This window comes from Pseudomonas sp. CFBP 13727 (genome assembly GCF_014841915.1).
In the GTDB taxonomy this organism is placed as follows: Bacteria; Pseudomonadota; Gammaproteobacteria; order Pseudomonadales; family Pseudomonadaceae; genus Aquipseudomonas; species Aquipseudomonas baltica.
Window position 1 is genome coordinate 85207 of record NZ_JACYUT010000001.1, and the last position, 14299, is coordinate 99505.

The following is a 14299-nucleotide window of genomic DNA, read 5'->3' on the forward strand; positions in this document are numbered from 1 at the left end:
GAAGCTGTCTCCCTGTCAGGCGCTGGGCGCCTGCTGCTTGGCGATTTCCTGGTTGCGCAGGATGAAGCGCTGCAATTTGCCACTCGGCGTTTTCGGCAGCTGCTCGACGAATTCGATTTCCCGCGGATAGGCATGGGCCGCCAGCCGCTGGCGGACGTGCAGGCGCAGGGTCTCGGCCAACTCGGGGCCGGCTTCGAAACCTGCCTGCAACACCACGAACGCCTTGATCACTTCGGTACGCTCGGCATCCGGTTTGCCGACGACGGCGGCCTCGACCACGGCAGGGTGTTCGATCAACGCGCTTTCCACGTCGAACGGCCCCACCCGATAGCCTGAAGTGGTGATGACATCGTCATTGCGGCCAACAAAACTGATGCTGCCGTCCGCATTGAGCTCTACCGTGTCACCGCTCAGGTAATACTTGCCTTTGAACGCCTTGGTCGGCATGCCCAGGTAGCCGCCGAACCAGCACAGCGGCGAGCGTTCGCGATCCACGGCGAGCACGCCCGGTTGTCCGGCTTCCAACTCCTGCAACCGAGCGTCGAGCACCACGATGCGATGGCCGGGCACGGCAAAGCCGGCAGAGCCCTCGCGAACGGGATGGTCGAGACCGTGATGGTTGCACAGGACCATGCCCAGCTCGGTCTGGCCATAGTGGTCATGCACCACCACACCCAGCTGCTCGGCGAACCAGCGGATCACCTGCGGATTGAGCGGCTCGCCGGCACTGCTGGCGATGCGCAGACGGCCGCGCACACCGGCCGCGAAACGTTCGCCGGCCGCAATCAGCATGCGGTACGCGGTGGGCGACCCGGCGAGGTTGGTGATCGCGTACTTGTCGATCACCCGGCACGTGCTGTCCACGGTGAAGCCGCCGTCGTAGAACAGCGTGGCATGCCCCAAAGCCAGCGGACCGGCGACCGCATAGTAAAGCCCGTAGGCCCAGCCCGGATCGGCCAGGTTCCAGAAGCGATCTTCGGCGCGCAATTGCACGGCGTCGCGCAGGTAACCCTTGAACGCCAGCAGCGCCCGCAGTGGCACTTCCAGGGGTTTGGCGGGACCGGTGGTACCCGAGGTACACATCAGCATGAACGGCGCATTGCCATCGAGCAGCGTCGGCGGGCACTCGTCGCTCTGCTGCTGGAGGGCGGTCCAGAAATCCTGTTCATCCGCAATCGGCGAAGCGCAGCCCACGGTCAACACGCTGGGTCGGCATTCGACCTCATCGAGCTTGGGGCGATTGTGCAGGTCGGTGACGACCCAGCGCGCCTGCGAACACTGCAGGCGCTGTTCGATGGCCTTGGGGCCGAAGGCGGTGAACAAGGGCTGATAGACGGCGCCGATGCGCCAGGTGCCCAGTATGGCAATCAGCAGTTCGACAGTGCGAGGCATCAACCCGGCAATGCGATCACCGGGCTTGACGCCCTGGCTGCGCAGAAAATTGCCGAACTGCGCTGCATGGGCCTGGAGTTGTTCGAAGGTGTACTGGGTGGCAACGCCGTGCTGCGACTCGCAATACAGGGCAACCGTCTGCTGGCCGAGGTGGCGATCGCAGCATTCGACGCAGGCGTTGAGCTGATCGAGGGTGCCGTGCAGATCCTGCGCGGCGGTGTCCAGGTAATCGAAAGCCTGGGCGGTACTGGAATAATCGCGCATCACATGTCCCTGCTTGTTGTTATGGGATCTTGTTGATCTGGGCTCGTTGCGACCTCAAGGGCACCGCTCGATAGTGATCCGCGGACGGCTTCGCGACAATGTTGTCAGCGCTCAGGCTGAGTGAGCGGTTTAGCCACCAGGGGCCGGATCAGGTTTCCTGACTCTGCTGCGCCTTGGCTTGAGTGCGTGTTGCTGGATCAGCTGTTGTTCCAGGGTGTCGGCGCGCGCTTGCTGCGCGGTGGCGGCCTGCAACGCCGCCTCCTGCGCCTCGCGGGCACTTCGCAGCTGGGTTTCGAGCTGCTGCAGCGCGTGTTGCCCCTGCTCGGCGGCCAGCGCCGACCGTGCTTCCCTGGCGGCTGCCTGAAGTTGCGCGTCACCGAGCGCGCTGCGGGTTTCCTCCAGACGCTTTTGCAAGGCTTCGAGCTGTTTCTGTTGCTCGCGAGCTTCGAGGTGGCGCGTTTTCAGGTCTTCACGGGCGCGGTCGACCTCACGGTGCGAGCGCTCCTCGACGCCGCGCACGTAGGCCTCCTGGGCCAGGCGATTGTGCTCGGCCTGCTGCCGCTGATCGCGCAAGGCCTGTTGCAAGGCCGCAACATCGGCTTGCAGCTCGCTTCGCGCGCCTTGCAGTTCGACACGCTGCTGCTGCAAGTCTTCGATCTGCACCTGACGCTGCGCCAACAGCTTGTCCAGGTCGGCCAGCCGGGTTGCGGCGTTTTCCCGGGCCGTTTCAGCCTCGCTCACCTGCCGCCGGGCCAGTGCGATATCGCGGCGGGCCTGTTCTTCCACCCCTGCAACCCGCTCGTATTCGGCCGCCAATACTTCGCGCTGGGCCGCGACCGAGTGTTCGACCACCCCTTGGGCGAGCACGCTTGCCTGTTGCCAGACGGCCACGAATGCCTGCGCCACCTCGGCAGGCAGCCCCGGCAGGCGGGTCTCGCCCCGCAGCCGTTGCGCCAGTTGCTCCCACCACTGATCGAGCAAAGCGCCTACTCGCGCCGGGCTACCGCGGCCCAGCTCGAGGCGCACGCGTTCTACGGTCGGCCGCTCGCCGCGGGCCAGCACGGCGTCCGCTGCGGCAAATACGTCGGTTTCCGGTACGCCCACTGCCATGCCACACACTCCACTGTATTAGGTATGATAATAAAAGATTATCCGACTCTAAATAACGAATTCCTAAATTATAATACGTTGAACGTAATGAAAAATACATTTGATGTTGCGCTAATCGAAACCCAGCCCCTGGATCTGCACTTTCTGGCAGAAAACACTGCACACGCGGCTCAAGCGTTCATCGCAGCAGGAACCGCTGCCAACACGGTCCGCAGCTATCGCAGCGCACTGAGCTATTGGTCGGCGTGGTTGAAGTTGCGCTATGGACAGGTGCTGGGAGATGCGCCGCTGCCTGCAGCCGTGGCGATTCAGTTCGTCCTTGATCATCTGGCGCGACCTGTCGAGGACGACAGCTGGAGTCACTTGCTGCCGGTTGCCATCGACCAGGCACTGGTCGATGGCAGAGCCAAGTCCCGCCTGGGTCCTCTGGCCTACAGCACCGTTCAGCATCGGCTGGCGGTGCTGGGCAAGTGGCACCGGGTCAAGGGCTGGGACAGCCCGACCGTTACGCCTGCGCTGAAAACGCTGCTGCGCAGCGCGCAGAAGGCCCAGGTACGTCAGGGCGTGACCGTGCGCAAGAAAACCGCCATTGCCCTGGAGCCCCTGCAGGCCATGCTGGCCACCTGCACGGACGGCGTGCGCGGCATACGTGACCGCGCCCTGCTCCTGCTGGCCTGGAGTGGCGGCGGCAGACGCCGCTCCGAAGTGGTCGCGCTGCAGGTGGGCGACGTGCGTCGGCTGGATGTAGACACTTGGGTCTATAGCCTGGGCGCTACCAAGACCGATACAGCCGGCGCACGGCGCGAGAAACCGTTGCGCGGCCCTGCCGCCCATGCGCTGGCCGCGTGGTTGGCCGCCGCGCCGGCGACTACAGGTCCGCTGTTCCGACGTCTGTACCGTGGCGACAAGGTGGCCAGCCAGGGGCTTGGCGGCGACCAGGTGGCCCGCATCGTCAAGCGGCGGGCCAAACTCGCAGGCCTGGAGGGGGATTGGGCGGCACACAGCTTGCGCTCGGGCTTCGTCACCGAGGCCGGTCGCCAGGGCGTGCCGTTGGGGGACGTGATGGCGATGACCGAGCACCGCAGCGTGGCGACGGTGATGGGTTACTTCCAGGCCGGGTCGCTGCTGGGGAGCAAGGCGGCGGACCTGATCAAGGGCGACGACTAGCTCCAGGCCAAGACAAGGATGTCGCAACCGGATGTTGAAACTTCTGCGGAAACATCGGCTCCGGCGCCGGTCAATAGCATGTCAACGCTGACATTTTGGCTGAACCAGAGCCTTATTCGACCATCAAGGATAATTATCATGACCACTTCCAAGCTGCTGCCCCGCCTCGCTCTTGCTGCCCTGTGCGCACTGAGTGTGCCTGCCTTCGCAGCCCAGACCGACACCAAGGAAGAAAGCGTGACCCTGGATCGTCCGGGCAATGGCATGCACGAAATCAAGGAAGGCGACAAGGTGCCGGATTCCTACAAGCGCAAGGAACTGGCGATCGACCCGGCCAAGCACGGCCTGGTGCAGCCTGAAGAGAATGAACAGTGGGTCGAGATCAAGGACAAGTACGTACGCGTGAACATCCCGAACGGCACCATCGTGGAAATGATCGACAAGTCTTCGGTCAAGAAGTGAGATTTGCGCTCTAGTCCGGGTATTCCAAGATGTCTGGGCCGGTAATGACGCGTTGTTTCTTCGCGGCCGGTGACCGCTCCTACAGGTAGGAGCGGTCTGTGGCCGCGAAACGGGCGACGCGGTCTATCAGGCGTTATGGGCTAGGTGCGTCTGACATAGTGCAACGGTAGCAGCGTGGTCGACTTGATGCGCTCCATGGCAAAGGTCGAGCTGATGTCGGTGATGCCTTCTACCTGGATCAGTCGCTTGTACACAGCATCGTACCCGGCAATATCAGGCACCACGATGCGCAGCATGTAGTCCGTATCCCCTGCCATTCGATAGCATTCCACGACCTCGGGCAGTTCGCCGATAACGGTATGGAAGTCAGCCAGCCACTGGGCATTGTGTCGCTGCGTGCGCAGTTCGGCGAACACCGTCACGGCCACATTCAACTCGCTGGCATCGAGCAGTGCGACCCGCTGGGTGATCACGCCCTGCTGTTCCATCTTCTGTATGCGGCGCCAGCAGGCGGTACCACCCAGACCAATCTGCTCGGCAATGTCTGCCAACGGGCGGGTGCAATCGGCCTGAAGTATCTCGAGGATTGCCATGTCGAACTTGTCCACGGTGGGTCAGGCCTGCTTGAGTGGTTGATAGGGGTAAGCACGGGATGCAATGTTATTCTCTTTTACGGCCACTCTAGGCAAATTCTTTGCTCTAAATCAGGTTGGGCTAGCGTAGAAGTCAATTTTTTTCCCTCCATGCATGGCTAACATAGGCAGCACCGAATCAGACCTGGTCGACACGCCATGCCCGCCCTCCCCGTATACCTGGATTACGCCGCCACCACGCCCATCGACGATCACGTGGTCAAAGCCATGCTCGCCTGCATGGGGCGCGATGCGCTGTTCGGCAACCCTGCATCGAGTGCCCACGCCTACGGCCAGCAGGCACGCCAAGCCGTCGAATTGGCCAGGCGGCAAGTGGCGGAACTGCTCAATGCTCCCGCCGAAGACATCGTCTGGACTTCAGGCGCGACCGAGTCGAACAACCTGGCGATCAAGGGCTGCACCCGTCCGGGTGACCATATCGTCACCAGCGTGCTGGAGCACAAGGCCGTCATCGACACCGTGCGCGAGCAACACGCCGCTGGCTGCGAAGTCACCTGGCTCACTCCGGACGCCAACGGCCTCATCCAACCGGAGGCCGTTGCTCGAGCGCTGCGAGCCAATACCCGGGTGGTGTCGCTGATGTGGGTCAACAACGAACTGGGCACCCTGACCGATATCGCCCGAGTCGCGCAGCTGGTGAAGGACCACGGCGCACTGCTCCATGTGGACGCCGCCCAGGCGGCCGGCAAGGTCGACATCGATTTGTCCGGCATGGCCATCGACCTGCTGTCCCTGTCGGCGCACAAGCTTTACGGCCCCAAGGGCATCGGCGCCCTGTACGTCGGACCGCGAGCGCGACCTTCGTTGCACGCCCAGATGCATGGGGGTGGCCATGAGCAGGGCCTGCGCTCGGGCACCTTGCCCACCCACCAGATCGTTGGCATGGGTGCGGCATTTGCCCAGGCCTCGGCGCAGATGCACGCTGATAACGCGCACATCGCGCAACTGGCCCAGGGCCTGCGCGAAGGGTTGCTGGCGTTGACCGGTGTGACGCTCAATGGCTGCGCGGAGCAGCGGATTCCCCATACCTTGAACGTCTGCATCGCCAGCCCGTCTTTTTCAATGCAGGCCGTTGCTGGCCGTATCGCGGTGTCGTCGACCTCCGCCTGCAATTCGGCAAGTGCCACGGCATCCCACGTGTTGCTGGCACTGGGCTTGAGCCAGGCTCAGGCTGTGAACAGCTTGCGAGTGAGTCTGGGCCGCTACAGCACTCAGGAGGATGTCGACCAGGCCATTGCCGTGATCGCCGCCGCTCTGCAGGCCCCCGCGCCATTCTGGTGAAATCGAGGGTCTGGTAACCGCGTCGTTCTTTTCGCGGCCACAGACCGCTCCGACGGCATGAGCATCCCGTAGGAGTGGTCCGCGGCCGCGAAAAGGGCGCCGCGCAGTGACTAACGTCCCACGATGAAGGGTTCGTAGCCATAACCCGCTCTGGGAGCATCAGAAACTCTCCAAACTACCGTTCGTCGGCTTCAGGGCACCGACGATGGCAATCCGATGCCCAAATCTTCGTACCGATTCCTATAACGGAGAAATACCATGGTCACTCGCACGATCACTCGCTTTGCCCTCGTTGGCCTGCTGTCTGCTACCAGTATGTATGCGTTGGCCGGTTCGGTGCCTCCAGGCAAGGAACCTACCCCTTCGACTCCAAGCACCAGCACCGACACCCGCACTGGCAACCAGATGGGCAACGGCCGCGCAAACGATGCCAACAGCAGCAGCGGCAGCACCACGTCGGGTACCCCGAACGGCCAGGGCACATTCAGCAACGGCACCGGCAACAGCAGCGGCGCCAACAGTGGCTCGATGGGTTCGGGTTCCGGTAACGGCGCAAGCTCGGGCAAAGGTGCAGGCAGCGGCGCAGGCGGCACGAGCGGTAACTGATCCTGAGGCAGACGGGCATCAGCTGCCCCTGCCGTCAGCGTTACCGAAATCGAAGGCGGGTGGGTGTCACAAGGTGCGTACAACCGCATCAGGACATGCCACCCGTTTTCACATCCCTCACATACAGCGTCTTTTTCGGTATTCTTCCGGTCCCATCGCCCCAGTGCGGCGCCTTGCCCGCACGGCTCGATCCCATCTGACCAGGAAGCCTCATGTCCCAGATCATCCTCGTACTCAACGGCCCCAATCTCAACATGCTGGGTTTGCGCGAACCTGCGGTCTACGGCCATGAAACCCTGGCCGATGTCGAAGCCATGGCCGTGCAGAGCGGACAGGAACTGGGCTTTGCGGTCGAATGCCGCCAGACCAATCATGAAGGACAGATGATCGACTGGATCCATCAGGCCCGCCAGCGCGTTGCCGGCATCGTCATCAACCCGGGCGCCTGGACCCATACCTCGATCGCCATTCATGACGCCCTGATTGCCTGCGAAGTGCCAGTGCTGGAAGTGCATATTTCCAACGTTCATCGGCGCGAGGAATTCCGCCATCAATCATTCGTATCGAAGGTAGCGGTGGGCGTCATTGCCGGCTTCGGTACCCACGGCTACAAGCTGGCCATTGCCCACTTCGGCAAACTGCTCGGCGGCAAGACGGCCATCTGATCCGGTTTTTTTACCGCTTTCTGAATCTGTTTTTACTTGCCTCCAACGCTCATAGTCACCTGAACGAAATTTCATTTTCTGGAGGTGTGTCATGGACGGTGTGATCATGTTGACCATCATAACCGCGACCCTGGGTTCGTTCGGTTACGTCATGTACCTGATCCATAAAGAGAGCAAGGAAAACAAATAGGCCGCCGAGTCTGACTCGGCGGCCTGGTCACACTCGCTCGCGAGCATCTACTTGATGAAGTTGTCGACCAGCATGTGCGCCACATCGTCGGCGCGACCGCTGAGCATGGCCTTGGCCGAATACAGGGCCATATTGGACACCTGCGAGAACTCGATCTTCGGTGGCATCACCAGTTCTTCGGGATTGACCTTTACATCCAGCAGCGCCGGGCCAGGATGGTTCAGGAAGCGCTGCACCGCCGCTTCGAGGCTGGCGCCATCGGACACCTGCTCACCGTAGAAGCCCATGACTTCAGCCAACTTGGCGAAGTCCGGGTTGTGCAGGTCGGTGAAGTTATCCAACAAGCCTTCAACTTTCTGTTCGATCTGGACGAAGTTCAATGAACTGTTGTTGAACACCACCACCTTGATCGGCAGCTTTTCCTGAACGGCTGTGAGCAGATCACCCAGCAGCATGGCCAAGCCACCGTCGCCCGACAGCGAAATGACCTGGCGTTGCGGGTAGGCTTTCTGCAGGCCCAGTGCCTGGGGCATGGCATTGGCCATGGTGCCGTGGCGCAGGCTGGTGAGCGTACGGCGCTGACCGTTGGTGTTGATGTGACGCAGCACCCAGACCATGGGTGAGCCACCGTCGGCGGTGAACAGCGCGTCTTCGCTGGCGTGTTTGTCCAACAGGTGGGTCAGGTACTGCGGGTGAATCAGATGCCCGTCGGTATGGCGCTGGTCATGGGCCAGGGTCTTCAAGGTTTTCTGCCGCACCTTCAGGCAGTCTTCCAGGAAGCTGTGTTCGCTACGCTCGGCCAGCAGTGGCAACAACGCCTGCAAGGTCGGCAGGACGTCGCCCACCACCCCCAGTTCGATCGGGTGGCGACGACCCAAGTGAGCGCCTTTGCGGTCGACCTGAACGATCCGCGCATTCTGCGGGTAGAACTGGCCCCAGGCGAAGTCGGCGCCCAGCAGCAGCAGGGTGTCGCACTCCATCATCGCGTGGTAGCCGGATTCAACCCCGAACACGCCGGTCATGCCCATGTTGTATGGGTTGTCGTATTCGACGAAGTCCTTGGCCCGTGAGGTGTGGGCAATGGGCGCCTTGAGTCGGTGAGCCAGCTCGATCAGCTCGTCGTGGGCACCTTCACAGCCGACCCCGGCGTAGATTGCGATCTTCTTGCCTTCGGCAAGAATGGCGGCGATCCCAGCCAGTTCGTCGGGGCTGGGTTGCAGTACCGGACGAGGCTGGTGAACGCTGAACGGGCGGTCATTCTTGACCTCCGCAGCACTGATGTCCGATGGCAGGATGATCACCGCCACTCCCCCTTCGTTCAAGGCGGTTTGCGCGGCCAGGGTAGTCACTCGGCGCGCCTGCTCCGGCGTGTACACCTGTTCGCAGAACACCGTGCAACTGCCGTAGATGGCCTTGAAGTCCACTTCCTGGGGAAAGTCCATGCCCAGCTCGCTGGTCACGATCTGGCTGGCAATCAGCACCATGGGCGCCTTGTTGCGCTGGGCTTCGAAGATACCGTTGATGAAATGCAGGCCACCAGGGCCGCAGGAACCGGCGCAGGCCGTCAGTCGACCGCTGATGAACGACTCTGCGCCCGCGGCGAATGCCGCAGCTTCTTCATGGCGCACGTGGACCCATTCGATCTCGCTGCGCTTGATCGCGTCGGTGACGTGGTTGAGCGTGTCGCCGACGATGCCGTAGCAGTTGCGAACCCCGGCCTGCTGCAGGGTCTGGATCACGATGTCGGCTACTTTCTTGCTGGCCATGGAGGCCTCCTGGTCAAAGAGTCATGCTGCTTAGGCTTGAGCTCGCGCAGGGAGTTCAGCCCGGCTGGTGCCGCCGAGCTGCAACCGCATGACCGGTCGACGACGTTGCCCGGCGCGCAGGATCATGCTTTATTGGCGGCCTTTTTCAGTGTTCAAGGCCATTGCCATGTCTGCTCGCAAGTTGCTCAGCACCGCCCTGCTCGTTCTCGTATCGCCCCTGGCCATGGCCCACGCCCATCTGACCCACCCTGTGCCCGCTGCGGATACCACCGTCGTTGCCCCGGCGCAATTGAGCCTGGGTTTTTCCGAAGCAATTGAACTGGGTTTCAGCCAGGTGAGCGTGACTGCGGCGGACGGCGACGCGGTAGCCTTGCAGCCCTTGGCCAGTGCTGCGGACGATGCGAAGACCCTTGTGATCAAACCTGCCGCGCCCCTGGCAGCGGGTCAGTACACGGTGCACTGGCAGGTCGTGTCGGTGGATACCCACAAAAGTGCGGGTGAATACAGCTTCACCGTGAGTCCGTGACCATGAGTGTATTGATCGCTCTGCGTTTCCTGCATTTCACCAGCCTGATGCTGGTGTTCGGTGCGTGCATGTTTCGCCCGTTGCTGCTCGTGCACCCCAGCCAGATGGGTCGGTTGCGTAACCTGATCGATCCGTTGGTGTGCCTGCTGGCTGCACTGGCCCTGATCAGCGGCGTAGCCTGGCTGTTCGCCGTGGCTTATGAGCTGGGCGGCTCGCTGGACATGGCGCTGGTTCGACGGGTGCTGGCGGAAACCTTCTTCGGCAAGGTCTGGACGCTGCATCTGTTTGCCTGCGTGGCGGTCCTGGTGTGTCTGCGCCTTCCCCATCCGAAACTGCAAGTAGTGGCCAGGCCCTTGAGTGCACTGGCGCTGGCAACGCTCGCGCCGGTAGGCCACGCAGCCATGCTCGAAGGCGCCGCTGGCACCTGGCTGGTGATCAACCAGTTGATCCACCTGCTGTGCGTCGGTGCCTGGCTGGGCGGTCTGATGTTGCTGATGTTCGTACTGGCTCGACCGGGCGACCAAGACTTGCGCGTGGTGCTCGGTCGCTTCAGTGGCGTGGGGTGTGTGCTGGTGGCCGGGATGTTGATAACCGGACTCATCAACACCCGGGCGCTGACCGGGACGTTCCTCCCGCTGCCTGGCCAATCCGGGTTCGCCACAGTACTGGCGATCAAGCTGGCGCTGGTGTTGGCCATGCTCGGCCTGGCCCTGTGGCACCGGCGTCAATTGGCCCGGGGCCCGCTGGACATCCATGGGCTCAAGCGTACCGTTACACTCGAATGGGCATGCGGGCTGGGCGCCGTGGCTGCAGTGGCTTTGCTCGGCACCCTGGCGCCTACGCCGCTGACTTGAGCCATCCCTGGCGCAGACAAAAAAAGGGCCGTGCTCCCCTGCAAGAGCACGACCCTCAAGATCTTTCCGGCTTCAAACTTGACAAGACACCACGGTATAAGACGTGAATGCGTGATCAGTATGCGAGGCGTTTGTTACAGTTTGGCGATGGACACTTCAGTCGATTTCACGAAAGCGATGACTTCGCTGCCAATCTGCAATTCCAGCTCGTGCACCGAGCGGGTGGTGATCACCGAGGTGACGATGCCGGCCGGGGTCTGCACGTCGATTTCCGAGACGACCGGCCCTTCGATGATTTCCTTGACGGTGCCCTTGAACTGGTTGCGTACGTTGATCGCTTTGATGGTCATGCAGTCATCCTCGTTAGACATTCGGTCGCACCGCAGTGCGTAAGGTAGAGATTGCACCTACAACCGGATATTTAAAAAGAATGAATAATGCTTTTTATATGCCTTCAAAGAATAAGCAGCATCAACTTGGTCCGCCTCGCTACTCGGGCTTGGCGAATCGCAGTGCCTGGCGTATGCCCATGACCTCGGCCTCCAGTTGCGGATAACCCTCGGCAGAACCTGCATAGCTGAACCCGTAGGCCATGCCGGGCTGTACCGCTGCGACCAGGGTCTGGGTAATGGCGAGGGTTCCGTTGCGGGTGACCTTGCAGGTGGTCTGCGCAGCTGGGAGGTTGCCCAGCCGGGTCGCTTTGACCTTGGTGCACACGCTCTGGTAGCCGGAGCGGGAAAAGTTGATCTGGATGGCCTTGCGCATCTCCAGCAACACCGCTTCCAGGTTGACCGCATGGTCCTGGGCCAGTGCGCCACGGGTCATCTCGACGATCATCAACGGATCGCCATTGGCATCGGTCTTGGTGGCACGCTGGCGGCTGCCGCTGGGCTGGCCCTGCGCATCGGCCGAGTCGGGCAGGATCTGCACGTCCCAGTCGGCGGGCCAGACGATCACGCTGTCGTCGGCCCACACCGGTGTGCCGATCAGCCAGCACAGCAGCAGGCAGTGGGCGTGGCGCAGGTAGGGCATGGGGCTTCCTCCACGGCAAAAGGGCCGTCAGTCTCGCAGACGCGTGGCCGTAGCACTACGCTAATATCCGCTGTGATCAGCGGCAATCCAGGGAGCAGGCAGCAATGACGCAACGGGTTTTCAGCGGTGCCGGGCAAAGCAAGAACCTGCTGTACCTTGCCTCGGCCAACGGACGCCTGCGCAACACCGACCAGGCAAGCCTGCGCGTGGGTTTCGTGCTGCTGGAGCATTTTTCCCTGGCCGCCTTCACTGCCAGCCTGGACACCTTGGTCACTGCCAATCTGATCAGCCCGGCGGCCTACGCCATTCGCTCCTATGGGCTGGCGCCCGGCCAGGTGATCAGTGATCTGGGCATACTGCTGCAGCCGGATGCGCCACTGATGCCAGGCATGCACGACGAAGTGGACCTGTTGATCATCTGTGGCGGCTTTCGCACGCCGCTGCGGCCTTCCCTGCTGCTCAGTCGAATACTGGCGGACTGCGCCCGTCGCGGCATTGCCCTGGGCGGGTTGTGGAACGGCGCCTGGTTTCTCGGCCAGGCAGGCCTGCTCGATGGCTATCGCTGCGCGGTGCATCCGGAGAACCGCGCTTCGCTGGCAGAACTCAGCCCGCAGATCACCGTCACCCCCGCCAGCCAGGTCATCGACCGCGACCGCGCCACCGCCGCCAGCCCCAACGGCGGCTTCGGCATGATGATGGAAATGATCCGCCAGCAGCGCGGCGAGACCCTGGCCAATGGGGTGGAACACATTCTTGCCTTCGAAGGGCTGCGCTTCAAGCGCACCGGTGGCCAGGCGACCGGCAAGCTCAGCCAGCCGCTGCGCAACATCATCGACCTGATGGAGAGCAATCTGGAGGAACCGCTGTCGCTGGACCAACTGGCCGAGTTCGTCGGCCGCTCGCGGCGCCAGATCGACCGGCTGTTCCAGGACCAGCTTGGCACTTCGCCGCACCGTTACTATATGGAACTGCGGGTCACCGAAGCACGTCGTCTGTTGCAGCATTCGACGCTGTCGATCATGGACGTGGCGATTGCCTGCGGCTTTGTCTCGGTGAGCCATTTCAGCAAGTGCTACAGCGGCTATTTTGGCCACTCGCCCTCGCGTGAAACCCGCTTGGCAGACTGATCGGCTGCGGATGCCGGGGAACCGTGTCGAGCTTTGCCGGTCGACTCCAGTTCATGCCTCAAGCGAGCACCCGACCCATGGAATACGCCCTTCCCGATTCCTTGCTGGCCCGCGTGCCGATGCCCTGGCTCAGTACGCTGATCGCCGCCGCGCTGGCCGTATGCGTCATTCTGCTGATCCGCTGGGTCGGCCTGATCATCCTGCGACGCGTCTCCAAGTCCTTCGTACTGGCGCAGCAACTGGTCGCCCGTGCCGAGCAGCCGACCCTGTGGCTGATGCCGTTGATGGCCCTGCAGGCGGTGTGGACCTCGGCGCCCGACGACCTGCTGCTGATCAATACCGTGCGCCACCTCAACGGCATGCTGGTCACCGCCTGCCTGACCTGGCTCGGCTTGCGCTGTGTCAAGGCCGTGGCTACGACCATGACCCTCAAACACCCGCTGGACATCGAGGACAACCTTGCCGCCCGGCGCATCCAGACCCAGGTGCGGGTGCTGGTGCAGTGCCTCAACGTGCTGGTGCTGATTTTCGGCATCGCCCTGATCCTGATGACGTTTCCAGCGGTGCGCCAGATCGGCACCAGCCTGCTGGCGTCCGCAGGTCTTGCGGGACTGGCTGCCGGCTTCGCTGCCAAACCGGTGCTGGGCAACCTGATCGCCGGCCTGCAGATCGCCATTTCGCAGCCGATCCGCATCGACGACGTGGTCATCGTCGAGGGCGAATGGGGGCGTATCGAAGAGATCACCGGGACCTACGTGGTGGTGAAGATCTGGGATGAGCGGCGCATGGTCGTGCCTCTGCAGTACTTCATCGAGAAGCCGTTCCAGAACTGGACCCGCAGTACCTCCAGCATCATCGGCTCGGTGTTTCTCTGGGTCGACTACTCGGTGCCGCTGGAAGCGCTGCGCGTCGAGACCAAGCGTCTGTGCGAGGAAATCCCGCACCTGTGGGACGGCCGTGTGGTGGTTCTGCAGGTCACCGATACCAGCGACAAGGCGATGCAATTGCGCATCCTGCTCAGCTCGCTGGATTCGTCGCGCAACTGGGATGCGCGCTGCCATGTGCGCGAGCGGCTGATCACTTTCGTCAACAACCGCTACCCCGAGTGCCTGCCGCAGCTGCGCGCCGAAATGTCGACCCGCACGCCGCATCCGGCCAACGAGGACGGGCCGGCCGACGTCGCCCGCCAGCCGCCGGTTTGATT

Annotated in this window: 15 protein-coding genes; 9 read left to right on the forward strand and 6 right to left on the reverse strand. The window is 62.5% G+C overall.

Features of this window, described 5'->3' with window-relative positions; all coding sequences use genetic code 11:
• Nucleotides 1–15 precede the first annotated feature (15 nt).
• A complete protein-coding gene (locus IFT76_RS00375) occupies nt 16–1656 on the reverse strand; it encodes an AMP-binding protein (RefSeq protein WP_192057079.1) in 1641 nt (546 codons plus the stop codon).
• A gap of 129 nt (nt 1657–1785) precedes the next feature.
• Nucleotides 1786–2766 carry a DNA-binding protein gene (locus tag IFT76_RS00380; RefSeq protein WP_192056009.1) on the reverse strand — a complete coding sequence of 327 codons (981 nt, stop codon included), beginning with the start codon at nt 2764–2766 and terminating at the stop codon, nt 1786–1788.
• Nucleotides 2767–2853: 87 nt separating this feature from the next.
• On the opposite strand from IFT76_RS00380, the gene IFT76_RS00385 reads away from it, so the two are divergent.
• Both IFT76_RS00385 and IFT76_RS00390 read left to right on the forward strand, forming a co-directional pair.
• Nucleotides 2854–3933 carry a site-specific integrase gene (locus IFT76_RS00385; RefSeq protein ID WP_192057080.1) on the forward strand — a complete coding sequence of 360 codons (1080 nt, stop codon included), beginning with the start codon at nt 2854–2856 and terminating at the stop codon, nt 3931–3933.
• Nucleotides 3934–4071: 138 nt separating this feature from the next.
• Nucleotides 4072–4395: an RcnB family protein gene (locus IFT76_RS00390; RefSeq protein ID WP_192056013.1), complete on the forward strand. Its 324-nt coding sequence runs from the start codon at nt 4072–4074 to the stop codon at nt 4393–4395.
• A 140-nt stretch (nt 4396–4535) separates the two neighbouring features.
• Here IFT76_RS00390 and IFT76_RS00395 read toward each other — a convergent pair whose 3' ends face one another.
• A complete protein-coding gene (locus tag IFT76_RS00395; RefSeq protein WP_192057081.1) occupies nt 4536–5003 on the reverse strand; it encodes an Lrp/AsnC ligand binding domain-containing protein in 468 nt (155 codons plus the stop codon).
• Nucleotides 5004–5186: 183 nt separating this feature from the next.
• Here IFT76_RS00395 and IFT76_RS00400 point away from each other — a divergent pair, with 183 nt between their 5' ends.
• From IFT76_RS00400 to aroQ, 3 genes are all read left to right on the forward strand, one after another.
• Nucleotides 5187–6329 carry a cysteine desulfurase family protein gene (locus IFT76_RS00400; RefSeq protein ID WP_192057082.1) on the forward strand — a complete coding sequence of 381 codons (1143 nt, stop codon included), beginning with the start codon at nt 5187–5189 and terminating at the stop codon, nt 6327–6329.
• A 258-nt stretch (nt 6330–6587) separates the two neighbouring features.
• On the forward strand, nt 6588–6935 hold the full coding sequence (locus IFT76_RS00405; RefSeq protein ID WP_122478087.1) for a hypothetical protein: 348 nt from the start codon (nt 6588–6590) through the stop codon (nt 6933–6935).
• A 212-nt stretch (nt 6936–7147) separates the two neighbouring features.
• Nucleotides 7148–7600 carry a type II 3-dehydroquinate dehydratase gene (gene aroQ, locus IFT76_RS00410; protein WP_122478089.1) on the forward strand — a complete coding sequence of 151 codons (453 nt, stop codon included), beginning with the start codon at nt 7148–7150 and terminating at the stop codon, nt 7598–7600.
• Nucleotides 7601–7837: 237 nt separating this feature from the next.
• Here the strand turns inward: aroQ and IFT76_RS00415 are convergent, their stop codons facing one another.
• Nucleotides 7838–9556 carry a thiamine pyrophosphate-dependent enzyme gene (locus IFT76_RS00415; RefSeq protein ID WP_122478091.1) on the reverse strand — a complete coding sequence of 573 codons (1719 nt, stop codon included), beginning with the start codon at nt 9554–9556 and terminating at the stop codon, nt 7838–7840.
• A gap of 166 nt (nt 9557–9722) precedes the next feature.
• On the opposite strand from IFT76_RS00415, the gene copC reads away from it, so the two are divergent.
• A complete protein-coding gene (gene copC, locus IFT76_RS00420) occupies nt 9723–10082 on the forward strand; it encodes a copper homeostasis periplasmic binding protein CopC (protein ID WP_185793336.1) in 360 nt (119 codons plus the stop codon).
• A gap of 2 nt (nt 10083–10084) precedes the next feature.
• On the forward strand, nt 10085–10936 hold the full coding sequence (gene copD / locus IFT76_RS00425; protein ID WP_192057083.1) for a copper homeostasis membrane protein CopD: 852 nt from the start codon (nt 10085–10087) through the stop codon (nt 10934–10936).
• A gap of 134 nt (nt 10937–11070) precedes the next feature.
• Here copD and IFT76_RS00430 read toward each other — a convergent pair whose 3' ends face one another.
• Entirely contained in the window at nt 11071–11286 is a 216-nt protein-coding gene (locus tag IFT76_RS00430) for a TOBE domain-containing protein (protein ID WP_043189662.1), read from the reverse strand.
• 139 nt (nt 11287–11425) lie between these two features.
• Nucleotides 11426–11968: a DUF4946 domain-containing protein gene (locus IFT76_RS00435; RefSeq protein WP_192057084.1), complete on the reverse strand. Its 543-nt coding sequence runs from the start codon at nt 11966–11968 to the stop codon at nt 11426–11428.
• 104 nt (nt 11969–12072) lie between these two features.
• Between IFT76_RS00435 and IFT76_RS00440 the strand changes: the two genes are divergently transcribed.
• Entirely contained in the window at nt 12073–13095 is a 1023-nt protein-coding gene (locus tag IFT76_RS00440) for a GlxA family transcriptional regulator (protein ID WP_122478096.1), read from the forward strand.
• Nucleotides 13096–13172: 77 nt separating this feature from the next.
• Complete coding sequence (locus IFT76_RS00445; RefSeq protein WP_122478098.1) at nt 13173–14297, forward strand: mechanosensitive ion channel family protein; 1125 nt, start codon at nt 13173–13175, stop codon at nt 14295–14297.
• Nucleotides 14298–14299: the final 2 nt, after the last annotated feature.

Bases quoted from the DNA above. Each gene is read 5' to 3' on its own strand.
- IFT76_RS00440 (WP_122478096.1), top strand. From the start codon at position 12,073: ATGACGCAACGGGTTTTCAGCGGTGCCGGGCAAAGCAAGAACCTGCTG.
- IFT76_RS00435 (WP_192057084.1), bottom strand. From the start codon at position 11,968: ATGCCCTACCTGCGCCACGCCCACTGCCTGCTGCTGTGCTGGCTGATC.
- IFT76_RS00400 (WP_192057082.1), top strand. From the start codon at position 5,187: ATGCCCGCCCTCCCCGTATACCTGGATTACGCCGCCACCACGCCCATC.
- copC (WP_185793336.1), top strand. From the start codon at position 9,723: ATGTCTGCTCGCAAGTTGCTCAGCACCGCCCTGCTCGTTCTCGTATCG.
- IFT76_RS00385 (WP_192057080.1), top strand. From the start codon at position 2,854: ATGAAAAATACATTTGATGTTGCGCTAATCGAAACCCAGCCCCTGGAT.
- IFT76_RS00415 (WP_122478091.1), bottom strand. From the start codon at position 9,556: ATGGCCAGCAAGAAAGTAGCCGACATCGTGATCCAGACCCTGCAGCAG.
- IFT76_RS00375 (WP_192057079.1), bottom strand. From the start codon at position 1,656: ATGCGCGATTATTCCAGTACCGCCCAGGCTTTCGATTACCTGGACACC.
- IFT76_RS00405 (WP_122478087.1), top strand. From the start codon at position 6,588: ATGGTCACTCGCACGATCACTCGCTTTGCCCTCGTTGGCCTGCTGTCT.
- aroQ (WP_122478089.1), top strand. From the start codon at position 7,148: ATGTCCCAGATCATCCTCGTACTCAACGGCCCCAATCTCAACATGCTG.
- IFT76_RS00430 (WP_043189662.1), bottom strand. From the start codon at position 11,286: ATGACCATCAAAGCGATCAACGTACGCAACCAGTTCAAGGGCACCGTC.
- IFT76_RS00445 (WP_122478098.1), top strand. From the start codon at position 13,173: ATGGAATACGCCCTTCCCGATTCCTTGCTGGCCCGCGTGCCGATGCCC.
- copD (WP_192057083.1), top strand. From the start codon at position 10,085: ATGAGTGTATTGATCGCTCTGCGTTTCCTGCATTTCACCAGCCTGATG.
- IFT76_RS00390 (WP_192056013.1), top strand. From the start codon at position 4,072: ATGACCACTTCCAAGCTGCTGCCCCGCCTCGCTCTTGCTGCCCTGTGC.
- IFT76_RS00380 (WP_192056009.1), bottom strand. From the start codon at position 2,766: ATGGCAGTGGGCGTACCGGAAACCGACGTATTTGCCGCAGCGGACGCC.